Source organism: Leifsonia sp. P73, from assembly GCF_051059105.1.
GTDB lineage: Bacteria > Actinomycetota > Actinomycetes > Actinomycetales > Microbacteriaceae > Leifsonia.
On sequence record NZ_CP194931.1, the window covers coordinates 1475088 to 1500736 of the forward strand.

Below are 25649 nucleotides of genomic sequence, written 5' to 3' on the forward strand. Positions count from 1 at the left end.
CTCGATTCTCTCCAGCGCCGCCGCGGAGTCGCATCCGTGCCAGCACGCATCGGCAAACGGGTGACCCCCCGGATGCGGCGCAGGGGCCGCCGGCGGGAGCATATGAGTCAAGCTCAGCAACGCCCGGAGACCCGCCGGCCGCGCCAGAGGAACCCGAGGAGAACGCGATGTCCGCCGCAACCCGAACCGCCTTCCCGAACGGCGCCGCCCGAACGGCAGCCGAGGCGGTCGCGGCGGGCCTCGACGGCCTCCCGCTCGTCGTCCTGGACCTGGACCGCGCCCGCCGCCGGTACACCGCGCTGCGGGAGGCCTTCCCCTGGGTCGACGTGCTCTACGACGTCAGCGCGCTCGCGCACCCCCGCCTGCTCGCAGCGTTCGCGGTCGCAGGCGGCGGATTCGCCGTCACCCACGATCAGGCGCTCCCCGCGCTGCTCGCTGCCGGCATCGGCGGCGGGCGCATCCTGCACGCGACACCCGTCGCCCACCCGCACGGGTCGCGCGCGGCGTACGACGCCGGCGTCCGGCACTTCGTGGCCGACGGACCGCACGCGGTGGAGGGCTTCGCGGGGGCGCCCGACGACCTGCGTGTCCTCCTCCGGCTGCGGCCGGGGCTGGCGCCGCGGCCCGCGCACCAGGCCGTCGGCGGGATGGCCCCGGAGGAGGCGGTGTCCGCGGCCGCGGCCGCGCGTGGGCTCGGCGTCCGGATCGCGGGGCTATCCCTCGCTCTCCCGGAGGACGTCGGCCCGGCCGAGTACGTGTCCGAGATCGTCCGGTCGGTCGGCGTCGCGGCCGACATCGAGGCGGCGTCCGGGTTCCGGCTGCGCGTCCTCGACCTCGGCGGAGGCTTCCCCGGCCGCAGCGGCGACCGCCCCGCCGAGCGGGCGGAGCTGGCCCGCGCGATCCGCGGCATCGTCGCCCCCGCGACCTCCGGCGTGACGGTGACCGCCGCGGCCGGGCACGCGGTCACGGCGGGCTGCGTGGCCGTCGTCACGGACCGGACCCGCATCGACGTCGACCTCGCGACCGCCACTGAGCTGATCGACGCAGGGGCGGAGGTCGTGGTGATCGACACCGGCTCCTCTCCGGTGCACCGCTTCCCGCTGCTCCGCCTCCCGCTCGGGCGCGGCGCCGAGCACCGGATCGTCCGACGAGCGCCGCGCGGCTGATCCGCACAGACCTGGCCGGCGACGGGCCGCCAACCCAACCCGTATCCAACCCCTTGGCCCGTCCCGACCACGGCGACAAGCCCCGGATCCCTCGATCCGGGGCTTGTCCGTACTGCCGTGTATCGTGTGGGATGTGAAATTCGCATCTCTTCTCCTGGCCGGCGCGATCGGCCTCCCCACCGTCCCAGCGGTCGGCATGGCGGCGCCTGCGGCCGCCGCTCCCTCCGTCTACACCGTCACCGGCACGGTGTTCCACGACGCCGACCGCGACGGCGCCTACTCGCTCGGCGATCTCCCGCTCGCGAAGGCGACCGTCGACCTCTACGGCAGCGCGGCGGACGCCGCCTCCCGCACCGGCGCGGTGCGCACGGTGACCGCCAACGCGCTCGGCGTCTACACGGCGACCCCGCTCCCTGCCGGCACCTACTACGCCGCGGCGAGCGCCGCCGGCTACCGGCCGGGCGCCCTGGCCGCGACCACCGTCCAGGGCCTCTCGCTGATCGGCGTCGCGGACGTCGCCGCCACGAAGCAGACGGACCTGACCGCCACCGTCTTCGCCGACAGCAACGGCAACGGCCTCCGGGACGCCGGCGAGGGCAACCTCGACGGGAAGACGCTGATCTTCATCGACGTCCTCGCGACCAAGCGGGCGGTCGAGGACGGCTCGCTGGCCTCGACCGACGTCGGATCGGCCGTCGCCGGCGCCCTGGGCGGATCGCTCGACCTCGGCGACGCGATCCGCTTCCGCACGACCGCGAACGACCGTCCGGTCACGTTCTCCGATGTCCCGCCGGGCGCCTACGTCGTGATGCGCTCGCCGTTCAACCTGACGATCGGCGACCTCCTCGCCAACACCTCCCGCGTCACCGCCCTGATCGACCTGATCGGCTCGGGGAGCGCCGACGCCCTGCTGGCGATGGACCCGGCCTTGCTGGACACCGGCGACATCAGCACCACGCCGCGGAACGACTACCTCCACGCGCTCGCCTCCGGGCTCTCCCGCGCGGTCGCCGTGGCCGACCAGGCGGACACCGAGAAGCTCCTCGGAGGGGACGCGTCCGCGCAGCTCGGCACGGCCACCGGCACGATCGCGCAGGCGGCCGGTCTGCTCGGCGGCATCCCTGCCACGCACATCGCCGTGGTCGACCGCTGGGGGGCCGCTTACCAGCTCACCGGCCTCGCGCCGAAGAAGACGACGGACTTCCTGTTCGGCGTCCGCCAGCCGGTCAGCATCACCGGCACCGTGTTCGCCGACACCAACGCCAACGGCAAGAAGGACGGCCTGGAGACCTCGGAGGCCGTCACCCTCACCGCGTACCGTGTGGACGGCGCCGTGCTCGGCTCGACCACGACCCCGGCGCTGCTCGGGTCGTACAAGCTGGGCGGCCTCCCCTACGACACCGACATCTACGTGGGCCTGAGCGGGACCGCCAAGACGCCCTCGGTGCGCTTCACGGGCGGCGCGCCCGCGGCCCTCGCGGACGTGACGCTGATCGGCTCGTACCGCCTCGCCGGCGACGGCACCGCCGACTCGGTGAGGCAGGACCTCGGCCTCGCGACGCTGACCGCGCCGACCGCGACGGTGGGCGCCGTCTCCGCGTCGGGCACGGCGACCCTCACCCTGACGAACTCGAGGTCGGCGGCTGTGAGCATCGGCTACCGCGTCAACGGCGGCGCGAGCACCGCGTCGACCGTCCCGGCGAAGCCGCTCCTCGGCTCGGCCGGGACGCGCACCATCACCCTCACCGGCCTCGTCCCCGGCGAGAACACGGTGACGATCGACTGGTCGGCCGGCGTCTACGACGGCGGCGCACTGACCCTCCCGGTCGTCCGCTGATCCCAGCGGACAGCACGAAGGCCCCGGAAGGAGCGATCCGTCCGGGGCCTTCGTCGCTACGGACTCAGACCAGCGAGTCCCGCCACGCGGCGTGGAGCTGGGCGAACCGGCCCGTGCCCGCGATGAGCTCGTCCGGCGAGCCGTCCTCCACCACGCGGCCGTGCTCCATGACCAGCACCCGGTCCGCGATCGCCACCGTCGACAGACGGTGGGCGATGATCACGGCGGTGCGGTCGGCGAGCAGCGTCTGCAGCGCCTCCTGCACCAGGCGCTCGCTCGGGATGTCGAGCGAGCTGGTCGCCTCGTCCAGGATGAGCACCGCCGGGTTCGCCAGGAACGCCCGGGCGAACGAGATCAGCTGCCGCTGACCCGCGGACACCCGGCCGCCGCGCTTGTTCACGTCGGTGTCGTACCCGTTCGGCAGGCCCGCGATGAACTCGTGGGCGCCGACCGCGATCGCGGCCTCCTCGATCTCCTCGCGCGTCGCGTCCGGCTTGCCGAGCGCGATGTTCTCGGCGACCGAGCCGCTGAACAGGTACGCCTCCTGGGTGACCATGACGATCGCCCGGCGCAGGTCCTTCGGGTGCATGTCCCGCAGGTCCACGCCGTCGAGCGTGACCTCGCCCTCGCTCGGGTCGTAGAACCGCGAGATCAGCTTGGCCAGCGTCGACTTGCCCGCTCCGGTGGAGCCGACGAGCGCCACGGTCTGCCCGGCCGGGATGTCCAGGCTGAACTCCGGCAGGATGACCCGATCCTGCTTGTACGCGAAGGTCACGTCGTCGAAGCGCACGTGGCCCTCCGCCGTCCACAGGTCGGTCGGGCGCACCGGGTCGGGAACGCTCGGCGCCTCCTCCAGGACGCCCGAGATCTTCTCGAGCGCCGCGGCGGCCGACTGGTAGGAGTTGTAGAACATCGCCATCTCCTCCATCGGGTCGAAGAACCGGCGCGTGTAGAGCAGCGTCGCCAGCAGCACGCCGATCGCGAGCTGCCCGTCCGCGACCCGGAAGCCGCCGACGAGCAGCACGGCGCCGACCGTGACGTTGCCGATCATCACGAGCCCTGGATCGAAGATCCCGAACAGCTGGATGACGCGAGCGTTGACGTCGCGGTAGTCCTCGACCAGGCCGCCGAACTCCTTCTCGTTGCGCTTCTCCTTGCGGAACGCCTTGACCGCGCGGATACCGGTCATGGTCTCCACGAAGTGCACGATCAGCTTCGCCGACGCCACCCGCGAGATGCGGAACAGCACCTGCGAGCGCTTCTGGAACCAGCGGGTCAGCAGGTACAGCGGGAGCAGCGAGCAGAGCAGCACGACCCCGCTCACCCAGTCGAGCCAGAACAGCGCGATGCCGATGAACAGCATGTAGAGGAAGCCCTGCACGAGCTGGTTGATGCCCGAGTCCAGCAGCTCGCGGATGGAGTCCAGGTCGCTGGTCTGCCGCGAGATGATGCGACCGGACGTGTACGACTCGTGGAACTCCAGCGAGAGCCGCTGGGTGTGCAGGAACACCCGCTTGCGCAGGTCGATCAGGATCGCCTGGCTGATCCGCGCGCTCAGCACGGTGTACCACGCGATCAGCACGGCGCCGATGACGCCGGTGATCAGGTACGCGACGCCGGCTGCGGCGACCGGGAGCCAGTTCTGGCTCTTCAGCGCCGTGATGCCGTTGTCGATGCCGAACGCGATGATCGCAGGTCCCGCCACCTGGCCGGCCGTGCTCACCACGACGACGATCGCGGTCAGCACCAGCCGCGTGCGCAGCGGGTGCAGCAGCGAGCCGAGCAGGCGGAGCGAGCGCCGGCGGATCTGCCGGCTCTCCTCCTTGTTGAGGTCGTTGCGCTCTTCGCCTTCGACGCCCAGGACGGTCGCGGTGCTCACAGGTTCACCTCCTGAAGGATCTCCTCGTCGCGCTCCTCTTCGAGGGAGGAGAGGACGAAACGGTAGTGCTCGTTGCTCACGAGCAGGTCGTGGTGGGTGCCGACGGCCGTGATCCGGCCGTCCTCCAGCAGCGCCACCCGGTCGGCCAGCATGACCGTCGAGGGGCGATGGGCGACGACCAGCGCGGTCGTGGCGGCGAGCACCCGGCGGAGGGCGGCCTCCACCAGGGCCTCGGTGTCGACGTCGAGCGCGGACAGCGGGTCGTCCAGCACCAGGATGCTGGGCGCCGCGGCCACGGCCCGTGCGAGCGCGAGACGCTGACGCTGGCCGCCGGACAGGCTGAGGCCCTCCTCGCCGACCTTCGTCTCCACGCCCTCCGGGAGCTCGTAGACGAAACCGGCCTGCGCGATCTCCAGCGCCTCGGTCAGGATGCGCTCCGCGTCGGCCGAGGCCGGGTCGAGCCCGTCGCGGCCGAGCAGAACGTTGTCGCGCACGGAGGCCGAGAACAGGGTCGCGTCCTCGAACGCCATCGCGATCGCCTTGCGCAGGTCGTAGCGGGTGAGGTCGCGCACGTCCACGCCGTCCACCTTCACCGCTCCGCCCGTCACGTCGTACAGGCGGGTGGTGAGCGCAGTCAGCGTCGACTTGCCGCTGCCGGTCAGGCCGACCAGGGCCATCGTCTCCCCGGCCGGACTGTGAGGTCGATGCCGTTCAGGAGGTCGGGGTAGCGCTCCGGCGAGTCCTGGTAGCGGAAGTGCACGTCGTCGAAGACGAGCTCTCCCCGGGGCTCGGCGATGTGCTTCGGCTCGGCGGGGTCGGTGATCGTGTTGACCTCGTCCATGACCTCGAAGAAGCGGTCGGCCGCAGTGCGCGTGTCGAACGTCATCGAGAGCAGGAAGCCGATCGACTCGATCGGGAACCGCAGCACGGTCGCCGTCGCGAAGAACGCGACCAGTTCGCCGACCGTGAGCTCGCCCTGCGCGGCCAGCCACACGCCGACCACCAGGCAGATGCCGAACGCGACGTCCGGGATGAGCAGCAGCCACAGCCAGATGCCCGCGATGGCCTTCGCCTTCTCGATCTCGGTGCCGCGCAGCGCCTCCGCCTGCGACTCGAACTTCTTCAGCGCGTGCTTGCCGCGGCCGAACGCCTTGAGGACGCGGATGCCGTGCACCGACTCCTCGACGGCGGTCGCCAGGTCGCCGGCCTGATCCTGGCTGCGCCGGGCGACGATCGAGTACTTCTTCTCGAAGACGAAGCCGTAGATCCACAGCGGGACGGACAGCACCAGGAAGATCAGCCCGAGGATCCAGTTCCAGCCGATCAGGATGGCGAAGCCGACGATGATCGTGACGACGTTGACGACGAGCAGCACGATGCCGAACGACAGCCAGCGCCGGATCAGGCTGAGGTCGCTGACGGCGCGCGACAGCAGCTGACCGCTCGGCCACTTGTCGTGGAACGACACGGGCAGGTCCTGCAGCTTCTCGTAGAGGGCGTTGCGCATCCGCGCCTCGACGTGGGTGCCCGGGGTGAGCACGAACCAGCGTCGCAGCGAGATGAACACGGCCTCGGCAGCGCCCAGCCCGACGACGAGCAGCGCCGCCGGCCACACGGCCGACGGGTCGCCCGTGGCGAGCGGACCGTCGACCAGCCAGCGGAGCACCTGCGGGATGCTCAGCGCGACCAGGCTCGCCAGCAGCGCGGCGACCATGCCGAGCAGGATGCGTGGCGCCGCGGATTTGGCGAACGGCAGGATGCGCAGCAGCGTGCGCACGGTCCCCGAGCGCTTCTTCTGTTCTTCTTGCGGAGGGTGCTGATGGGTTTCAGCGATAGACATGAGTTCCGTTTTCTCTTCGTGCGTTTCTTGTCTTCTTGGTGGGGTGCGCCGGTCGGCTCCGACCCGTTGAGGCGTGCTGAGAGGTCGCCAAAGGGATGCGTCCACGAGAGCGTGACGTGCCAGGGCTACAGATGCCCTGTGCGGGTGCCGGCGACAGTCAGCCGGAAGCGCGTACCTGCCTGGGACCTACCAGGTGGGGGCCGGCTCCGGGGACGCGTACGCGGCGGCGACGAGCCCGAACACGGTCACGGTTCGTGTGTTCTCAGTCGTTGTCATGGCGTCCTCCCAGTAGCCCGATGCGTCTTCCGAATGCTGCGACAAGGCAGCCCTACAGAATATTCCCAGCATCTCTCAGAGCGCAAGAAGATTTTTCATCCGGTACACGAAGATTCGTGACGAATGTCGAGAATCGCGCCGCTATTGCCGCGATTCTTGACGAATGTCGGTCAGCGGATGCGGATCGACAGGCAGGTGACGCAGCCCTCGAGCTTCTCGAACTCCGAGATGTCGACCTGGATCACGGTATAGCCGAGGTCCTCGACCAGCGCGACGGAGCCCGGCGCCGACGACGACATCAGCACGGTCTCGTCGTCCAGGACGACGACCGCGGTGCCGTGCGCCTCGGGGACCGGCAGGAAGCGCCCGAAGATCCGCGGGTCGTCCACGATCGGCTCATAGCCGATCACGGTGCCGTCCGGGAGGGCGGTGACGGCGGTCTTGAGGTGCAGCGCCTTGGTGACCGGCACCGCGACGACCGTGTAGCCGAGCGGGCCGACGAGCGCGCGGAGCTGGCGGATGCCCTCCGCGTTGGTGCGGCCGCCTCGGCCGACGTAGACGGTGTCGCCGACCTTGAGGACGTCGCCGCCGTCGAGGGTGCCCGGCTCCTCGATGCGCAGCAGGCGGAGACCCTGCGAACGCAGCGCGGCCTCGGTGCCGGCGATCTCGGGCTTGCGCGAGTCCGCGCCGGGACGGGAGATGACGGCGGTGTCGCCGAAGACCACGGCCGTGTCCTCCACGAACACGGAGTCGGCGAGCTGGTCGGCGCTGGCGACCTCCACGGTCTCGCCAGCCGGCGGCGGAGAGCGCCGCGACGTAGTCGTCCCACTGCTTGTCGGCGAGCTCGCTGTCGACGGCCTCGCGCTCGATGTGGGTGATCAGGCCCTCGCTGAGGTTGCCTGCGGGGATGCGCACGAGCGCGATCTTGCGGGAGGCCGGGGCGCCCTGCGACTCGATGGCGCCGAACACGGCGTAGCCGGCGGTCGGGAACGCGATGGCGACAGCGAGCCAGAACGGGAGGTTGATCCCGATGAACGACGACGCGATCTGGCCCCAGGCTTGGCCGGTGAGCGTGACGTTCAGCGTCGAGAACAGCACGAGCGTGCCGATCGCCGCGCTGATCAGGCCGACCAGGATGCCCGCGACCACTGCGATCCAGCGGCGGTCGTACGCGCCGAGCAGGGCCGCGATCGCGGCGAGGACGAATGCCGCGAGCGCGTTCCAGGCCACGTAAGGCGTGATGCTCCCGAGCACGGCCGAGTTGAGCTGGTTCGCGATCAGCAGCACGAGCGTGGCGGCCACCAGGCCGATGGCGGCCACGGCGACGGCGGACACGAGGGAGGCGACGAGCCGGCGGGCCCAGGAGGAAGTCATGGGACAAAAGCCTATCCGACCGCTCCCTATGGGAATGCTGGCATCCGTCGCCGCACGGCGTCCCGCTCTCGGCCGCAGCGACCGGGAGCGGGACGCGGGAACGGCTCAGGCGTGCGCGGGCTCGCGGAGGCGGGCGAGGGCGATCTCGTCGGCGGCCTCCAGTGTGGTGATGCCGCGCTCGGCCGCCACGTCGAAGACGCGCGCCACGATGTCGCCGATGCCCTCGACGCGCTCGCGCGTGGCCTCGGCGGACGGCTCCGCCTCGTTCATCATCGCGAGGAAGATGACGCCGCCCGCGTTGACGACGAAGTCGGGCGCCCAGAGGATGCCGCGGGCGGCGAGGCGCTCGGCGCCGGAGCGCTCGGCGAGCTGGTTGTTCGCCGGTCCGACGACCGCCTTGACGCGCAGCTCGTCGATCACGGCGTCCGTCAGGACGCCGCCGACACCGGCGGGGACGAAGAGGTCGCCCTCCACGCGGTGCGCCTCGTCCGGCTCCACCCAGGCCGCCCCCAGCGCCTCGGCGAGGGCGCGCTTGGCCGGGTTGACGTCGGTGACGGTGAGCACCGCGCCCTCGCTCGCGAGGCGCATGGCGATGATCGAGCCGACGTGACCGAGACCGAGCACGGTGACGCGGCGCCCGGCGACGTCGCGGCTGCCGGTGGCGCGCTCCAGGGTCGCGAGCAGGCCCGCGTACACACCGGCGGCGGTCGCGTCGCTCGGCTCGCCGACGCCGCCCTCCGCGGGCGGCAGGCCGCACACGTGGGCGGTGCGCGTGGCGACGACGGACATGTCCTCGGCGCTCGTGCCGACGTCCTCCGCGGTCATGTAGCTGCCGCCCAGGCTCTCGACGGCGTCGCCGAGGTCGAGCATGACCTCGTAGCGCTCGGTCGGGCTGAGCTGCTTGCCGCGCGGCAGGTAGACGACGGCCTTGCCGCCGCCGCGGTTGAGACCGGCGGCGGCGTTCTTGAACGTCATCCCCTCGGCCAGGCGCAGGGAGTCGGCGACGGCCTCCTGCCAGGAGTCGTAGTTCCACACGCGGCAGCCGCCGAGGGCGGGGCCGAGGACGGTGGAGTGCACCGCGATGCTGATGGTGAGGCCGCTCCGCCTCCCCTTCACCACATGCAGTGTTTCGTGCGGAAGGTCGGTGGGCAGGACGGACATCGGTGTCTCCTCGTGGGATCGCGGTGAATGCTGAGGGTCTTGTGGACCGTCGTCTATTCTCCGCGACCCCGCGAAGGGATGCAATCCGGCTGGCGGGTCAGTGGAAGAAGTGCCGCTCGCCCGTGAAGTACATCGTCACTCCGGCCGCCTTCGCCGCGGCGATGACGTCCTCGTCGCGGATCGAGCCGCCCGGCTGCACGATCGCGGACACGCCCGCGGCGATCAGGATCTCCGGGCCGTCGGCGAACGGGAAGAACGCGTCCGAGGCCGCCACCGATCCCGCGGCGCGGTCGCCCGCGCGGCTGACGGCGAGGTTGCAGGAGTCGACCCGGTTCACCTGGCCCATGCCGACGCCGACGGAGGCGCCGCCCTTGGCGAGCAGGATGGCGTTCGACTTGACCGCGCGGCAGGCCTTCCAGGCGAACTCCAGGTCGGCGCGCGTCGCGGCATCCGCCTCCGCACCGGAGACCAGCGTCCAGCCGCTCGAGTCGAAGTGATCGAACCGGTCGGCGTCCTGCACCAGCACGCCGCCGGAGAGCTGGCGGAACTCGGTCACCGAGCGCGCGTAGCCCTCGGGCAGCCGGAGGATGCGGAGGTTCTTCTTGGTCTGCAGCAGCTCCAGCGCCTCCGGCTCGAAGTCCGGGGCGATGAGCACCTCGGTGAAGATGCCCTTCACCGTCTCGGCCATCGCGAGCGTCACCGTGCGGTTCGCGGCGATCACGCCGCCGTACGCGGACACCGGGTCGCACTCGTGCGCCTTGCGGTGGGCGTCTGCGATGTCGTCGGAGACCGCGATGCCGCACGGGTTGGCGTGCTTGATGATCGCGACGGCCGGCTCGGTGAAGTCGTACGCGCTGCGCAGGGCCGCGTCGGCGTCCACGTAGTTGTTGTACGACATCTCCTTGCCGCCGAGCTGCGTCGCCTGCGCGATGCCGCGGCCGGCCGGGTCGGCGTAGAGCGCCGCGGCCTGGTGCGAGTTCTCGCCGTAGCGGAGCGTCTGCTTCAGCTCCGCGCGGACCTCGAAGCGCTCGGCGAAGTCGTCCGTGGAGGGAGCCTCCCCGCGAACCACGCCGCGACGGCGCCGTCGTAGGAGGCCGTGTGCGCGAACGCCTTCGCGGCGAGCGCGCGACGCTGGTCGAAGCTGGTGCCGCCCGCGGCGACCGCTGCGGCGACCTCCGCGTAGTCGTCCGGCGAGACGACGATCGCGACGTTCGCGTGGTTCTTGGCCGACGCGCGCACCATCGCCGGGCCGCCGATGTCGATCTGCTCGACCACGTCGTTGCCGACCGCGCCGGAGGCGACGGTCTCCACGAACGGGTAGAGGTTGACGACGACGAGCTCGAACGGCTCGATGCCGAAGTCCTTCAGCTGCTCCTCGTGCGAGGCGAGCCGCAGGTCGGCGAGCAGGCCCGAGTGGATGGCGGGGTGCAGTGTCTTGACCCGGCCGTCCAGCGACTCCGGGAAGCCGGTGACGCTCGCGACGTCCGTCACGGCGTGGCCCGCGTCGCGGATGGTCTGCGCGGTGGAGCCGGTCGACACGATCTCGACCCCGGCCTCCGCCAGCGTCGCAGCGAGGTCGAGCAGGCCCGTCTTGTCGCTGACCGAGATCAGTGCGCGGCGGATCGGGACGACGTCCCGTTCGCGGTAGAGGCTGGCGTCGTGGCGGGGTCCGCTCATACTCGGGAGAGCTCCTTGAGGTCGATGTGTCCGTTGGCGATGTCGAGGACGGCGTCGATCAGCAGCCGTCGCTCCACGGGTTTGATGCGTTCGTGCAGGCTGGCCTCGGTGTCGCCCGGCACGATCGGGACGCGCTCCTGGCTGATCACCGGTCCCGCGTCGACGCCGTTGTCGACCACGATCAGGCTGGCGCCGGTCTGCGTGGCGCCGGCGGCGAGCGCGTCGCGGACGCCGTGGGCGCCCGGGAACTCGGGCAGGAACGCCGGGTGCGTGTTGATGAGGTGCGGCGAGAGCGCGTCGACCACGCGCGGCGGCACCAGGCGCATGAAGCCGGACAGGATGACGAGGTCGGGCTCCCAGAGCCGGATCTGGTCCAGCAGGGCGTCGCCCCACTCCTCCCGGCTGTCGTAGGAGGTGAAGGGCACCGTGAACGAGGGGATGCCGAACTCCTCGGCGTGGTCCAGGCCGTCGGCGTCGCGGTCGGCTCCCACCGCGACGACGCGGGCCGGGAACTCGGCGTCGGAGGCGGCCTCCAGCAGCGCACGCAGATTGGAGCCACCACCGGAGATCAGCACGACGATCGAGAGCACGCGACAAGCCTACCCACCCGCGGGGCGGGCTCCGACCGGCGAGGGAGCGCTCCCCGGCTCAGCGCCGGGCGCGGCCTCCCGCCAGCAGCCCGATGACGGCGGCGACCGCCACCTCCCCGCCGCGAGCGCGCCGACGAACAACGGGTTGGGTCCGACGTCGTGGAGCCGGCCGGGGCCGAGCGCGCCGGAGGACCACCAGGCGAGGAGGCCGAGCTCGATGCCCGCGACGACGCCGATGCCGAGCGCGGTGAGGACGAGGGCCAGGGCGCCGTCGATCTGGGCCCGCCTCGTGCCGCGCAGCAGTGCGGCGGCGAGGAAGCCGGCGAGCAGGGGCACGATCACGCCCGCGAGCCCGAAGGTGTAGCCGTGCGCCGGGATGACGCCGAAGAGCGGGACACCGGGGAGCGGCCCGAGCGCGGTCCCGATCGGGCTGACCGTGGACCCCGTGCCGATGGCGAACCCTGGCCCGACCAGCCAGGACATCAGCCAGATCACGAGGTTCGGCAGGAAGGCGAGCTGGGCGACCGTCAGGGCGATCCCCCGGCGACCCCGGTCTGGAGCTGCTCGTAGAGGCCGATGATCGCACCGTAGTTGCCGAAGATGAGGAGCGTCAGGAGCAGCGCAGACAATCCGATGACGATGGCGGTCGCGGCGCTCCCGGCGCGCAGGGCGCCGACGACCGCGGTGCGCACCGGGGCGGGGACGGCCGCGACCCGGGAGCGGACAGCGACACTGACCGGCGCGGCGGCGCCGCGGCCCGGCGCCGACGTCGCACGGTCGTCGCCCGTCCGGTCGCCGGCGTGATCGGCAGACGGCTCCCGCACTCCGCGGAGCGCAGCGAAGACGAAGCCGATCCCGATGCCGAGCGCGTAGACGAAGGTGGGGAGCACGAAGCCCCGCCAGAGCGACGGCTGCACGAGGGCGCTGCCCGCGGTCGCCGTGACCACGACGGAGATCAGGAAGAAAACCGCGAGCGCGGAGACCGCCCCGGTCGAGCGGTACGGCGTCTCGGCCGCGCGCAGCCCGGTGCGCACACCGAGCCCGGCGGTGAGCGCGGCGAATCCCAGGAGCGCGATCGTCACCTGGAACGGCGCCGCGGCGGCCGGGAGGCCGAGGGATCCGACGAGCTGCGGGTCCAGCGTCACGGTGAGGTTCACGCCGTGCCCCAGCAGCCAGATGTCCGCCGTCGCGCGCCAGATCACCGCGAAGTCCCCGGCGAGATGGTACTGGGCCGCCCACAGCACGGTGAGCGGGACGAGGCAGATCGCCAGCCCGATCGCCGCGACGATGACCGCCTCGAGCGCGGCGAGCAGGGCGACGGTTGTGCGATTCATGACCGGATGGAGCCTACCGGGAGCAGGGCCGCCCGCCCGGCAGACACTTCGGCCCTCAGGAGACGGTCATCACCGGGGTGTCGTCGTCGGCGTCCTCCGGCACCGTGATGACGGGTCGCTGGACGAGCTCCAGGATGGCGATGACGACGGCCGCGATCACCAGCGTCCAGATGATGAGCGACGGGGTGAGCGGTCGCACGAACAGGACCACCGCCGCAGCGATGACCGCGACCGCGGCCCGGAGCAGCACCCGCTGGGCGTAGAACCACTCCCCAACTCGGCCCGTGGTGATCCCGTGCCGCTCGGCGGACTCCCGGACCCAGGTCACCCCGGAGCCGAAGAACCCGCGCAGCTTGCGCGGCACCCCGAACGGACCCGAGAACCAGCCGACCAGCGCGACGACGATCGCGAGCACGAGCACGGCGACACCCGTGTCCTTCATCGCCGTCGAGACCGTCGTGTAGAGCGTCGTCGCGACTCCGGCGGGCACCAGTCGAGGAGAGGCCGAGGCGATGAACACGACCTGGCCGATGGCGATGGCGGACACGACGACGATCATCGCGATGGCCAGCGCCGACGCCGCCCCGATCAGGGCGAGGGCGCGGCGGCGCGCCACGATCACACCGAGGGCGAGCAGGCCGATCGAGACCCACGGGAGCCACGCGCCGGCGACGACGGCGAGGTTGTAGAAGACCTGGAGGGTCGGGATCGACGAGTTCTGCGCGACCGTGATCGTCTTGTCGATCGTCGGGATGCGCGAGGCGAAGCTGATCCCCTGGTCCACGAGGATCTGCTTCACCTTGTCGATGATCGGCCCGAGCTGGACGCCGACCGAGCCGTCCTTGCCGATCGCGATCGCCGCCTGCGGATTGCCCTGCATCGTCGCGACGAGCTGGTTGTGACTGACCCGCAGTGCGTCCTGCCACACCTGGGCGAACGCGTCGGAGGCCACGAACCGGCCGACAGTGGTCTGGATCAACGACACGATGCCCTGAGCGAGCGGCACCTTGAGGGCGTCGAGCGCCTTGGTCGCCACGGGTCCCGTGCCGAGGCCGGTGATGCCGTCGATCACCTGCGAGGTGAGCTGCGGGATGTCCACGTGCTGCTGGATGACCTTGACCGTCTCGTCCGTGACGTACGCCTGGACGCCGGGGTCTTTCGCGAGCGGCGCGTAGGTGGCGACGAACGCGTCCGTGTCGGTGAGCTGCACCTTCGCCCAGGACGCCACCACCGCGACGGGCGCCAGGATCGCTCCGATCACGATGAGGACGACGGCGAGCAGGGTCCAGCCCCAGCCGCGCTTGTGCTTCGGCTCCGGCACCGGCGCGAAGTCCGGTAGCGGCTCGGTCGCGTTCTCGTCGAGCCGGCTCCGGAGCACGGCGTTCTCGGACTCCAGCGCTGCGACCCGGCGCTCCAGCTCGGCGTTCGTCAGACGTGGCATCGCATCCCCCTCCCGGACGGTGGTGCGCTCACTGTAACGCCGCCCGAGCGGCCGCGGGCAGGCCCCGATCCAGGCTGTGGAGAAACGGATCGGGGCCGGACTCCGTGGAGGAGTCCGGCCCCGATCGGCGGTACGAGCGGTGCTGTTACAGCGCCGCGTAGACCTCGCGGAGCAGCGCGGCGGTCTCGGACGGGGTCTTGCCGACCTTCACGCCCGCGGCCTCCAACGCCTCCTTTTTCGCCTGCGCCGTGCCGGCCGAGCCGGAGACGATCGCGCCGGCGTGGCCCATCGTCTTGCCCTCCGGCGCGGTGAAGCCGGCCACGTAGCCGACGACCGGCTTGGTCACGTTCGCCTTGATGAAGTCGGCCGCGCGCTCCTCGGCGTCGCCGCCGATCTCGCCGATCATGACGATCGCCTTGGTCTCCGGGTCGGCCTCGAACGCGGCGAGCGCGTCGATGTGCGTGGTGCCGATGATCGGGTCGCCGCCGATGCCGATGGCGGTCGAGAAGCCCAGGTCGCGCAGCTCGTACATCATCTGGTAGGTCAGCGTGCCGGACTTGGAGACCAGGCCGATCGGCCCCTTGCCGGTGATGGTGGCCGGGGTGATGCCGACGAGCGACTCACCCGGGGTGATGATGCCGGGGCAGTTCGGGCCGATGATCCGGGTCTTGTTGCCCTTCTCCTTGGCGTAGGCCCAGGCCTCGGCGGAGTCCTGCACCGGGATGCCCTCGGTGATGACGACGAGCAGCGGGATCTCGGCGTCGATGGCCTCCACCATGGCGTCCTTGGCGAACGCCGGCGGCACGAAGATGATCGACACGTCCGCGCCGGTCTTCTCGATCGCCTCCACGACGGTGCCGAACACGGGGAGCTCGACGTCGCCGTGCGTCACCGTGGTGCCGGCCTTGCGGGCGTTGACGCCGCCGACGACCTGGGTGCCGGCCTTCAGCATCAGCGCGGTGTGCTTGGTGCCCTCGCCGCCGGTGATGCCCTGGACGATGACCTTGGAGTCCTTGTTGAGGAAGATAGACATTCTCTGATTCGTCCTTGCTTACTTCGCTGCCAGCTCGGCGGCCTTGTCGGCGCCTTCGTCCATGGTGAGTGCGAGGGTGACCAGCGGGTGGTTCGCCTCGGTGAGGATGCGGCGGCCCTCCTCGACCTTGTTGCCGTCGAGACGGACGACGAGCGGCTTGTTGGCCTCGTCGCCGAGGATCTCCAGCGCCTTGACGATGCCGTTGGCGACCGCGTCGCACGCGGTGATGCCGCCGAAGACGTTGACGAAGACACTCTCGACCTGCGGGTCGTTGAGGATGACATCCAGGCCGGCGGCCATGACCTCGGCGGACGCGCCGCCGCCGATGTCGAGGAAGTTCGCCGGCTTGACGCCCTTGTGCTTCTCGCCCGCGTAGGAGACGACGTCGAGCGTGGACATGACCAGTCCAGCGCCGTTGCCGATGATGCCGACCTGGCCGTCGAGCTTGACGTAGTTGAGGTCGGCCTTCTTGGCCTTGGCCTCCAGCGGGTCCGCGGCGGCCGCGTCCTCCAGCGCCTCGTGGTCGGGGTGACGGAACCCGGCGTTCTCGTCGAGGGTGACCTTGCCGTCGAGGGCGATGATGTCGCCCTCCTCGGTGAGGACGAGCGGGTTGACCTCGACCAGCGTGGCGTCCTCGCCAGTGTAGACCGCGTACAGCTTCACGAAGACGTCCGCGACCTTGTCGACCAGGTCGTCCGGGAAGCCGGCCGCCTTCGCGATCTCGACGGCCTTGGCGGAGTCGAGTCCGGCGCGCGGGTCGACCTCGATGCGGGCGAGCGCCTCGGGCTTCTCGACCGCGAGCTGCTCGATCTCCATGCCGCCCTCGACGCTGGTCAGCGACAGGTAGGAGCGGTTGGCCCGGTCGAGGAGCACCGAGAAGTAGAACTCGCGGGCGATGCGGGCGCCGCCGGCGACCATGACCCGGCGGACCACGTGGCCCTTGATGTCCAGGCCCAGGATGGCCTTGGCGGCCTCTTCGGCCTCGTCCGGCGTCTTGGCGACCTTCACGCCGCCCGCCTTGCCACGGCCTCCGACCTTGACCTGCGCCTTGACGACGGTGACGCCGCCCAGCTTCTCCGCGGCCGCACGGACCTCCTCCGGAGTGTCCGCGACGATGCCCGGAAGGACCGGGACGCCGTACTTCTCAAACAGGTCTCTGGCCTGGTACTCGAATAGATCCACGGTTATCCAATCCGCTGATGTCCGGCGCGCTCGTGGCGCTCCGGCGGTTATCTCCTGGGCGGTCCGGCGGGAGAATAGCTCGACGCCGAGATAAATTCGCCAGTGAGAACTTTAGCGCGTCCGACTGAACAGCCCGAATCGGTTTCTCCTCCACAGGGGGACGCGCAGGACGACCTCTCCACGGATTCGCCCGGAGCCGCCCACGGGCGTTGCGTCGCCGCGACCGTTGAGGGCATGACACATCGCATATCGAACCTCGTGACCGTCTTCGTCCTCGCCGGCCTCGCCGTCTTCCTCGGCATGCTGCACGCGCTCGTCGCGTCCCCCGACGCGCGTGCGCTGACCGGAGCCGGCCACGGCCCCGGCTACCTCTCCCCCGACGGCTGGTGGCTCGGCACCTACCGCCTCGACGACGGCGCCCAGGGCTTCTGCCTGAACGCCGGCAAGCCGAGCCCCACCGGCAACGGCTACGACTACGCGGACGCCGCGGCGCTCGGCTGGTACACGCCGGAGCAGTCGGCCTCCCTCGCGTACATCTCCCGCACCTGGGCCGGCACCGACGACCGGCTGACCGCCGCCGCCGGACAGATCGCGACCTGGCTGGTCGCGGGCCTCGGCGGCCACACGCCGGAAGAGCTCGCGGCCCGAGCCGGATCGGACGCCGGCCCGGTCCTCGCCCGGGCGCACGAGATGGTCGACGAGGCCGCGCGCCTCGGCTCGTCCTCCGTACGGGCGGAGGCCGTGCTGGAGCTGGCGGAGACCGGGCCGGGCCGGGTCCGCGTCGAGCTCTCCGTCGTGCGGCCCTCCGGGACCGAGCTCCTGCCTGCCGGCGCCCACCTGGCACGGGTGTCGCTCGGCGGCGCGGCCTTCGCGGACGGCGCCGGCGACGCCGTCGTCCCGACCGGGACGGACGTGGCGATCGTGCCGTCCGGCGACGCGGCGAGCGTGACCGTGAGCGCGGCGGCCTCCTTCGACGGGCTGCCGTACGGCGACCGGCTGCTGGTCGCCGCGCCGCACACGGACGCGCAGGCGGTGCTCGTCGCGGTTCCGGCGACCGCGGAGGCGCGCGCTGCGGCGTCAACGACCGGTCCGTCGCCGCTGCCGTTCCAGCCGATCGTCGCGACGATGACGAGCGCTCCCGAGGCCCTGCCCGGCGCGCTCATCCACGACCGGCTCACCGTGTCGGTCGACGCCGCGGACGGGCTGCTGCCGTCCTGGGGCGTGCGCGCCGTGGACGACGGCTTCGAGCCGGTGGAGGCCGTTGTCGAGAGCACGCTGTACGGCCCGTTCCCCGCTCCTGTGTCGGAGTCACCCGACGTCCCCGCCGGCGCACCGGTGGTCTGCACGGTGGAGACGACGGTGGACGGCACGGGCGAGTACGACACCCCCGAGTGCGCCCTTCCCGCCGCGGGGCACTACGTCTGGGCCGAGCGGATCGACCCGGCGCGGCTGTCCGCGGGAGGCGGCGGGGAGCGGCTCCGTCCCTGGCAGTCGGCGTTCGGCGTCGCCACGGAGATCACGCTCGCGTCGGCTCCCGTGGTCCCGGCGCCCGAGGAGCCCGCGCCCGCGCCGCTCGCGCCGGCTGCGCTGGCGGACACCGGCGGCTCCTGGGCGGCGGAGGCCTGGCCGGCGGCGGTCGCCCTCGGGGCGGCCGGCTCCGCGGTGCTGACCGCCGGACTCGGCCGGCGGCTGCGTCGCCGGAACGCGGCCTCCCGTTGCAGGATGGACGCATGACCAGCACCCGCGCCGTCCGTGGCTCGTCGCGATCCGGGGTGACCGGCGAGCTCACGTACCTCCAGCTCACCGGCGAGGCGCTCTGCCTCGCCGGTGGCGGCCGGGCGCTGCTGCTGCAGATCGCGCACCCGGCGGTGGGGCGCGGCGTGGTGGAGCACAGTGATTTCGCCAACCGGATGCTGGAGCGATTCCACGCCACCGTGACCTTCGTCTACGCCGCGACCTTCGCGACGCCAGCCGAGTTCGACGTGGTCCGCCGGAGGGTCAACCGGGCGCACGCTCCCGTGCGCGGGGCGGCCACCGGATCGTCACCGGCGTACAGCGCTTTCGACCCGGAGCTGCAGCTCTGGGTCGCGGCCACCCTCTACGCGACGATGGTCGACCTCGGCGAGCGCGTCTTCGGCCCGCTGAGCCCCGCCGCGCGAGAGGAGCTGTACCGCGACGCGACCCGCTCCGGAGCCGGGCTCCAGGTCCGCCCGGAGGAGTGGCCCGCCACCGAGGCCGACTTCCAGGACTACTGGCACGACATGGTCGGCCGGCTCCGCGTGACGGACGCCACCCGGGCGGTCGCCGGCCAGATCCTCCATCCGCGGGGTGTGCCGCTCTGGCTCCGCGCGGGCCTCCCGGACGCCAGGATCGTCACCGCGGGGCTGCTGCCGCCGAGCGTGCGGGACCAGTTCGGGCTGTCGTGGACACCCGCGATCGAGCGCGGCTTCGAGCGCCGGATGCGGTTGGCGGAGGCGGTCTACCCGCGGCTCCCGCTGCGACTCCGGCAGCGGCCGCGCGACCTGTACCTGGCCCGGTTGCGGCAGTCGCTGAAGGAGGACCGCGGCTAGCGGGCGAGCCCGCGCGATCGCTCGATCCAGCGGGCCAGCAGGACCAGGCCGATCCCGATCGCGGCGCCCAGCACGGTCTCCAGCACGCGGTCGGCCACCAGCGTGCCGAGCGGCGCCGGAGAGGCGAGGTGCGACACGGCGAGCGCCATCGGGGTGATGAAGAGCAGGGCCGAGCCGTAGTGGCGGCCGACCAGCATCTCCGCGAAGAACTGGCAGACCACGATCACCGCGATCACCACCAGGGCCGGCGGCGACCACACCAGGACCAGCGCCGCCACGGCGACGCCCCCGATGGTGCCGAGGATCCGGTGGAGCGACCGGGAGATCGAGTGCGCGGCGCGCGCGGGAGGGATGACGGCGACCACGCTCACCACCGCCCAGTAGGCGTGGCCCAGCCCGAAGACGAGGGCGAGGCCTCCCGCGATCAGGACGCCGACGGCGTTCTGCGCCGCGGTCAGCCAGACGCGGCGATCGCGCAGGACGCTCGTGTCGACGCCGGGGCGGCGGTGCAGCTTCTTCAGGAGCACGGCGCCCGTCCGCGCGGCCCGGTCCCCGGCCGCGCGGCGCAGCAGCCAGCCCGACATCGTCAGCAGCCACGCGAACGCTGCGACCGCGGCCGCGAGGCCGATCCGGCCCCAGGCCTCCGCCCCGGCGGGCGTCGGGATCGCCGCGCACACCAGCAGCGCGAACACGAAGAACAGCGGCTGCGCCGGCAGGAGCTGGAAGGCGGTCGCGAAGAACGTCCCGATCACCACCACGGCCACCAGCAGCACGGCCGCGAGCCACAGCGGCTCGCCCAGCACCGCGACCAGGACGCCGAGCGCGATGCTCGCCAGGAGCGCGACCGCCGCCACCGAGACGCTTCGGAGGCGGAGCCGGTAGGGCTCGTTGCGTCCGTACAGCGCGGTGAACGCGCCGAACGTGGCATACGCGGCCAGGTCGAGGCGTCCGACGGCGAGCAGGACCAGCAGGGGCACTGCGACCGCGGCAGCGGCCCGGAAGCCGACCTCGACGCTCAGGGAGGCGAGCTGCTGCCTCGGCCTCAGCCTCAGCCTCACAGCTTGTCGATCGGTGCGATCTTGATGAGGAGCTTCTTCGCGCCCACCTTCTCGAACTGGACGTGCGCGACGCGCTTGGCGCCCTCACCGGTGACGTTGGTCACCCGGCCGTCGCCGAAGTCCGCGTGCCGGATACGGTCGCCCGGCGCGAGCTCCAGGTCGCCGTTGTCGCGGACCTTGCCAGTCACCCGGTTCGGCCACTCCGCCTTCGGACGCTCGGCCACGGCGCTCCCGCCGACCGGATAGCTCTCGTTCCAGCGTCCCGCCGTGCCGCCGCCGAGCCCGGGCCGGCGCGCGTTCAGCGCACGCGACTGGGAGCCGCCGCGACCATTGGCGGCGCCGGGCGACTGGCGCCAGTCGATGAGGTCGGCCGGGATCTCCTGCAGGTACCGGCTCGGCATCGCGACCGCCGTCTCGCCGAACTGCGCGCGCGTCACGGCGAGCGACAGGAACAGCCGCTTCTTGGCGCGCGTGATCCCCACGTAGAACAGCCGCCGCTCCTCCGCAGGCCCGCCCGGCTCGTTGGCCGACATCCGGTGCGGGAGGAGGTCCTCCTCGATGCCCGTCAGGAACACCGCGTCGTACTCCAGACCCTTGGCCGTGTGCAGCGTCATCAGCGACACCGAGCCGCTGGAGTCGTCGATCTCGTCCGCCGCCGCGACCAGCGACACCTCGGTGAGGAAGTCGACCAGCGTGCCGTCCGGGTTGTTGCGCCCGAATTCGCGGGTCACCGCGACGAGCTCGTCCACGTTCTCCGCCCGCGCCTCGTCCTGCGGGTCGCGGCTCTTGCGGAGCACCTCCAGGTACCCGCTGCCGTCGAGCAGGAAGGTGAGCACGTCCGCGACCGACGCGGCGCCGGCCGGGTTGGCCGGGTCGATCTTCGCAGCGGCCTCGTCCAGCAGCCCCGAGAGCTGCAGGATGGCGCCGGTCACCTTCGGCCCCAGGCCCAGCGAACCGGCGTCGCGCATGGCGTCGCGGAACGTGAAGCCGTTGTCCTCCGCGTAGCTCGCGAGCTGCGTCTCGGTCGCGGGACCGATGCCGCGCTTGGGCGTGTTCAGGATGCGGCGGAGCGCCAGGGTGTCGTCCGGGTTGGCGACCGTGATCAGGTACGCCATCGAGTCCTTGATCTCGGCGCGCTCGTAGAACTTGGTGCCGCCCATCACCTTGTAGGGCAGCGCCGAGCGGATGAAGATCTCCTCCAGCGCACGCGTCTGGGCGTTGGTGCGGTAGAAGACCGCCATGTCCTTGTAGTCCATGCCGGCGGCGTGCAGCTTCTCGATCTCGTCGGCGACGAACTGCGCCTCGTCGTGACCGGAGTAGCCGGTATAGCCGACGATCTTGTCGCCGTCCCCGACCGCGGTCCAGAGCTTCTTGTCCTTGCGGTCGAAGTTGTTCGCGATCACGGCGTTGGCCGCGCTCAGGATGTTCTGCGTCGACCGGTAGTTCTGCTCCAGCAGCACCACCTTGGCGCCGGGGAAGTCGCGCTCGAACTCCACGATGTTGCGGATGTCCGCGCCGCGGAACGCGTAGATGGACTGGTCCGAGTCGCCGACCACGGTCAGCGACGCCCCCGGGACGGCGCCGACCACGTCGCGCAGCTTGCTCACGTTGCGGCCGTGCTGCTCCATCTCCTCCGCGATGTCGGGCGAGACCGGCATGGTCAGCTCGCGGATGAGCGAGTACTGCGCGTGGTTGGTGTCCTGGTACTCGTCGACGAGGATGTGCCGGAACCGCGTCTGGTACAGCGCCGCCACCTTCGGGAAGGCGCGGAACAGGAAGACCGTCTCGGCGATGAGGTCGTCGAAGTCGAAGGCGTTGGCCCGGCGGAGCGCCCGCGTGTACTGCCGGAAGATCTCGAGGAACATCACCTCCTGCGGGTCGCTCAGGTTGGCCGAGCGCGCGAAGGTCTCGATGTCGGTCAGCTCGTTCTTGAGCTTGGAGATGCGGCCGGACGTCCCGGCGACGGTGAAGCCGAGCGTGTCGGCGTCGAGTTCCTTGATGATGCGCTTCAGCAGCGCGCGGGTGTCGCCGGAGTCGTAGATCGTGAAGCTCTGCGTCTTGCCGATGGTCTCGGCCTCCCGGCGCAGGATGCGGACGCACGCGGAGTGGAAAGTCGAGATCCACATGCCCTGGGCCCGGCCGCCGAGCAGTTGCTCGACGCGCTCGCGCATCTCGTTCGCCGCCTTGTTGGTGAACGTGATGGCGAGGATCTCGCTCGGCCACGCCTCGCGGCTCTCGATGAGCCCGGCGATGCGGCGGGTCAGGACGCTGGTCTTGCCCGAGCCGGCGCCCGCGACGATGAGGAGGGCGGCACCGCGGTACTCGGCGGCCTCGCGCTGCTGCGGGTTGAGCCCGGCGAACAGGCGCTCGTTCGGCCCGCGGCGTTCGCCGCCGCTGCCGTCGCGCCCCTGGGCCGCGCCGTCGCCGGGGCGCACGTCGCCCTCCCAGCCGTCGAGGATGATCGGCACGGAGGAGGGCACCGCGGAAGAGGAGGAGGGGGCGTCGGGAAGGCTCGTCATGTCTCCAGCCATTTTAGCCGCCGCCACCGTCATCGCGGCCGGTAGCCGCCCACGCGCCCCGAGGTCGCCGGTGCCGGTCGGCCAGCGCGTCAGCGCCCGTCCCGCACCGCCACCGCGAGATCCGGATGGTCCGCGAACACTCCGTCCACGCCCGAGTGCAGCAGGATCGCGAAGAGCCGGCGCCAGTCGCCCCACTCGTCGTCGCGGCCGGGATTCCGGAACTCCGCCGGCAGCATCCCGTTCTCCGGCCGGAGGGTCCAGCAGTACACGAACAGCCCGGCCGAGTGCGCGAGGTCGACCAGGTCGGACGTGACCGCGCCGATGTCGACGCCGCCCTCGTCCTCGCCGAACAGGCCGACCGCCACCGACCCCGAGTGCAGGATCTGCGAGACGTCCACGCTGATCCCGTCCACCCGGTCCGCCGGTGACGCCGCCGAGCCGAGTGCGTAGAGCCCGCGCAGCGTCAGGTCGGAGGCGTAGCCGGGCGCCGCGGCCCCCAGCGACGCGACGCGGTCCGCCGGCGCGCCCTCCGCTTCGAGCAGGTAGACGCGCTGCCCGCGGAAGCCGCCGTCGTGCAGGCGCCCGAGCACCGTCTTCTCGAAGCTCTCGGCGACGAGCCCGGGATGCTCCGACCAGCCCGCCGCGGCGAGCTCGCCCAGGAACAGCTCGTGCAGCGGCAGCCCGGCCGCCTCGAAGTAGGTGGCGTGCTTCAGCTCCGCCACCATCCCGAGCGCCCTGCCCGCCGCGTCGGAGGCCGCGTCGACGACCTCCAGGACGTCCGCGAGCCGCAGGATCGGGTAGCGGTCGTCGAAGGTCGCGCTCGCCTGCCGCAGGTGCGGGACGCGCTCCCGCGCCCGCAGCGTGGCCAGTTCGGCCCAGGTGAAGTCCTCGGTGAACCAGCCGGTCAGCGGCAGCCCGTCGACCTCCTTGGTCGTGCGGCGGGACGCGAACTCGGGATGCTCGGCCACGTTCGTCGTGCCGGAGATCTCGTTCTCGTGCCGCACGACCAGCACGCCGTCCTTGGTGGCCACCAGGTCGGGTTCGACCGAGTCGGCGCCGAGCGCGAAGGCCAGCTCGTACGCCGCCCGCGTGTGCTCCGGGCGATATCCGGGCGCGCCCCGGTGGCCGATCACGGACGGTCTGGAGCGGGCGCGCATGTCGTGATCCTAGCCGGGCGCCGAAGCCGTTCCGGTGCGCACGTGCGGGTGACACAATCGGAGTGTGCCCGACCCCGACGGCCTCCCGACCCCGACCGCGCCGGCGCCCCGCGTGAGCCCGGAGGCGCCCGGAGGCTGGCGCGAGCCGACGCGCGCGCTCGACCTGCACTGGGGCGGCTACCGCGGCCGGTGGATCGCCGGGCTCGCGATGATCGTCGTCGGAACGGCCTGCGTCCTGGTGACGACCGCCTACAGCCTGCCGTTCCTGCTGGCCGGCTCGATCCTGCAGCCGGCGGGGTGGGCGGTGATGCCCTCCACGATCGGGCGGCGGGTCGCCGTGGTCGTCCCCGTGCTCGGCTTCACCTGGCTGATGCTCGGCGGCTCCGGCTTCGCCTGGTGCTACGCCATTATGCTGGCGGCCTGGCTGCTCGTCCGGATCCGGCCGCTCCCGACCTTCGCGGTGCTGCTGCTGCCGATCGCCGCCAGCCTGGTGCTCCCGCTGTTCGTGACCACGTACGGGCAGGGCTGGATCACCATCCTGGTCATGAGCGTGATCGTGGTGGGCTCCGCGTGGCTGGCCCGCGCCGGAGCGGCCGCACTCGATTCATGGCAAGCTGTCAGAACTCTCAGAAACACAACCGATAGGTTGGACGCACCGAGACCGTAAGCGGTCCCCGACAGTAGCGAGGAACCCATGGCACTCACCAACCCGGCATTCTCCACGAATCCGGCCTTCCAGAACAACGGGCAGGCGACGGCCGGCACGGTCAGCGCCGAGAACCTCGAGCAGCTGTATCAGGCGCCGTCCGCGACCTCCGCGGACACCGATCGCATGACGATCGAGGACACGATCAACAAGAGCGCGATCTCGTTCGCCCTCCTCGTCGCCGGCGCGGTGGTCGGCTGGATGGTGCCGGGGCTCGCCCTCCCCGCGGCGATCGTCGGCTTCGTGCTCGCCCTGGTCAACATCTTCAAGAAGAAGCCGTCGCCCGCGCTCATCCTGAGCTACGCCGGCGTTCAGGGCCTCTTCGTCGGCGGCATCTCCGCGGTCTTCGAGTCGATCTACCCGGGCATCGTCATCCAGGCGGTCATCGGCACCCTCGCGGTCGTGGGCGTGACGCTCGCGCTGTTCGCCTCGGGCAAGATCCGCGCCTCGGCCAAGGCCACCAAGATCTTCCTGATCGCGATGTTCGGCTACCTGGCGTACTCCCTCGTCAACGTGGTCCTGATGTGGACCGGCGTCACGCACAGCGCCTTCGGCCTCAGCAGCGACGTCAAGCTGTTCGGCATCCCGCTCGGCGTGCTCATCGGCGTGGTCGTCGTCATCATGGGCGCGTACTCGCTGGTGCTCGACTTCGACTTCATCCAGCGCGGCGTCAAGAACCGCGCACCGCGCGTCTACGGCTGGTCCGGCGCGTTCGGGATCATGGTCACCGTGATCTGGCTGTACCTGGAGATCCTGCGACTGCTCGCGATCTCCCGCAACTAGCCGGCATACGCAGAAGGGCCGGGATGCTGTCGCAGCATCCCGGCCCTTCTCGCGTCTACGGGAGTC

Annotated in this window: 17 protein-coding genes and 3 pseudogenes; 7 read left to right on the top strand and 13 right to left on the bottom strand. The window is 71.5% G+C overall.

Annotated features, from left to right (window positions below):
- The first annotated feature begins 167 nt into the window (after nt 1–167).
- Both ACQ86L_RS07500 and ACQ86L_RS07505 read left to right on the top strand, forming a co-directional pair.
- A complete protein-coding gene (locus ACQ86L_RS07500; protein ID WP_434318334.1) occupies nt 168–1166 on the top strand; it encodes a hypothetical protein in 999 nt (332 codons plus the stop codon).
- Nucleotides 1167–1299: 133 nt separating this feature from the next.
- On the top strand, nt 1300–3003 hold the full coding sequence (locus ACQ86L_RS07505; protein WP_434318335.1) for a hypothetical protein: 1704 nt from the start codon (nt 1300–1302) through the stop codon (nt 3001–3003).
- Nucleotides 3004–3067: 64 nt separating this feature from the next.
- On the opposite strand, the gene ACQ86L_RS07510 is transcribed toward ACQ86L_RS07505, so the two are convergent.
- The 3 genes and pseudogenes from ACQ86L_RS07510 to ACQ86L_RS07520 all read right to left on the bottom strand — a co-directional run bounded on the left by ACQ86L_RS07510 (nt 3068) and on the right by ACQ86L_RS07520 (nt 7780).
- Nucleotides 3068–4882 (bottom strand): ABC transporter ATP-binding protein, encoded by a 1815-nt coding sequence (locus ACQ86L_RS07510; protein WP_434318336.1) that lies wholly within the window; start codon nt 4880–4882, stop codon nt 3068–3070.
- Nucleotides 4879–6722: pseudogene (locus tag ACQ86L_RS07515) on the bottom strand (ABC transporter ATP-binding protein). Before ACQ86L_RS07515 ends, ACQ86L_RS07510 begins: the two are co-directional and overlap by 4 nt.
- 446 nt (nt 6723–7168) lie before the next feature.
- Nucleotides 7169–7780 (bottom strand): dimethylarginine dimethylaminohydrolase family protein, encoded by a 612-nt coding sequence (locus tag ACQ86L_RS07520; RefSeq protein ID WP_434318337.1) that lies wholly within the window; start codon nt 7778–7780, stop codon nt 7169–7171.
- A 248-nt stretch (nt 7781–8028) separates the two neighbouring features.
- Between ACQ86L_RS07520 and ACQ86L_RS07525 the strand changes: the two genes are divergently transcribed.
- On the top strand, nt 8029–8232 hold the full coding sequence (locus ACQ86L_RS07525) for a hypothetical protein (protein WP_434318338.1): 204 nt from the start codon (nt 8029–8031) through the stop codon (nt 8230–8232).
- A 245-nt stretch (nt 8233–8477) separates the two neighbouring features.
- Here ACQ86L_RS07525 and ACQ86L_RS07530 read toward each other — a convergent pair whose 3' ends face one another.
- The 7 genes and pseudogenes from ACQ86L_RS07530 to sucC all read right to left on the bottom strand — a co-directional run bounded on the left by ACQ86L_RS07530 (nt 8478) and on the right by sucC (nt 16790).
- Nucleotides 8478–9533 carry a Glu/Leu/Phe/Val dehydrogenase dimerization domain-containing protein gene (locus tag ACQ86L_RS07530; RefSeq protein ID WP_434318339.1) on the bottom strand — a complete coding sequence of 352 codons (1056 nt, stop codon included), beginning with the start codon at nt 9531–9533 and terminating at the stop codon, nt 8478–8480.
- A gap of 97 nt (nt 9534–9630) precedes the next feature.
- A pseudogene (purH, locus tag ACQ86L_RS07535) lies at nt 9631–11210 on the bottom strand (bifunctional phosphoribosylaminoimidazolecarboxamide formyltransferase/IMP cyclohydrolase).
- Nucleotides 11207–11800 carry a phosphoribosylglycinamide formyltransferase gene (gene purN, locus ACQ86L_RS07540; protein WP_345834108.1) on the bottom strand — a complete coding sequence of 198 codons (594 nt, stop codon included), beginning with the start codon at nt 11798–11800 and terminating at the stop codon, nt 11207–11209. The pseudogene purH and the gene purN overlap by 4 nt, the downstream one beginning before the upstream one ends.
- A gap of 9 nt (nt 11801–11809) precedes the next feature.
- Nucleotides 11810–13134, bottom strand: a pseudogene (locus ACQ86L_RS07545) (cell division protein PerM).
- Between the two features lie 55 nt (nt 13135–13189).
- Entirely contained in the window at nt 13190–14575 is a 1386-nt protein-coding gene (locus ACQ86L_RS07550; protein WP_434318340.1) for a hypothetical protein, read from the bottom strand.
- 145 nt (nt 14576–14720) lie between these two features.
- Nucleotides 14721–15608 (bottom strand): succinate--CoA ligase subunit alpha, encoded by an 888-nt coding sequence (gene sucD / locus ACQ86L_RS07555; RefSeq protein ID WP_179605066.1) that lies wholly within the window; start codon nt 15606–15608, stop codon nt 14721–14723.
- An 18-nt stretch (nt 15609–15626) separates the two neighbouring features.
- Nucleotides 15627–16790, bottom strand: coding sequence for an ADP-forming succinate--CoA ligase subunit beta (gene sucC, locus ACQ86L_RS07560; RefSeq protein WP_434318341.1), 1164 nt, complete (start codon nt 16788–16790; stop codon nt 15627–15629).
- A 234-nt stretch (nt 16791–17024) separates the two neighbouring features.
- On the opposite strand from sucC, the gene ACQ86L_RS07565 reads away from it, so the two are divergent.
- Both ACQ86L_RS07565 and ACQ86L_RS07570 read left to right on the top strand, forming a co-directional pair.
- Entirely contained in the window at nt 17025–18524 is a 1500-nt protein-coding gene (locus ACQ86L_RS07565; RefSeq protein ID WP_434318342.1) for a hypothetical protein, read from the top strand.
- Complete coding sequence (locus ACQ86L_RS07570) at nt 18521–19360, top strand: oxygenase MpaB family protein (RefSeq protein ID WP_434318343.1); 840 nt, start codon at nt 18521–18523, stop codon at nt 19358–19360. Before ACQ86L_RS07565 ends, ACQ86L_RS07570 begins: the two co-directional genes overlap by 4 nt.
- Here ACQ86L_RS07570 and ACQ86L_RS07575 read toward each other — a convergent pair.
- The 3 genes from ACQ86L_RS07575 to ACQ86L_RS07585 form a co-directional block, all read right to left on the bottom strand.
- Entirely contained in the window at nt 19357–20418 is a 1062-nt protein-coding gene (locus ACQ86L_RS07575; RefSeq protein ID WP_434318344.1) for an FUSC family protein, read from the bottom strand. The genes ACQ86L_RS07570 and ACQ86L_RS07575 overlap by 4 nt on opposite strands.
- The gene (locus ACQ86L_RS07580; protein ID WP_434318345.1) at nt 20415–22937 is read right to left on the bottom strand and encodes an ATP-dependent helicase; all 2523 of its coding nucleotides are present in this window, start codon (nt 22935–22937) and stop codon (nt 20415–20417) included. The genes ACQ86L_RS07575 and ACQ86L_RS07580 overlap by 4 nt, the downstream gene beginning before the upstream one ends.
- Nucleotides 22938–23026: 89 nt before the next feature.
- On the bottom strand, nt 23027–24094 hold the full coding sequence (locus ACQ86L_RS07585; protein ID WP_345834100.1) for a glycerophosphodiester phosphodiesterase family protein: 1068 nt from the start codon (nt 24092–24094) through the stop codon (nt 23027–23029).
- A gap of 64 nt (nt 24095–24158) precedes the next feature.
- Here ACQ86L_RS07585 and ACQ86L_RS07590 point away from each other — a divergent pair, with 64 nt between their 5' ends.
- Complete coding sequence (locus ACQ86L_RS07590; RefSeq protein WP_434318346.1) at nt 24159–24761, top strand: hypothetical protein; 603 nt, start codon at nt 24159–24161, stop codon at nt 24759–24761.
- A 27-nt stretch (nt 24762–24788) separates the two neighbouring features.
- A complete protein-coding gene (locus tag ACQ86L_RS07595; protein ID WP_434318347.1) occupies nt 24789–25583 on the top strand; it encodes a Bax inhibitor-1/YccA family protein in 795 nt (264 codons plus the stop codon).
- Nucleotides 25584–25649 lie beyond the last annotated feature (66 nt).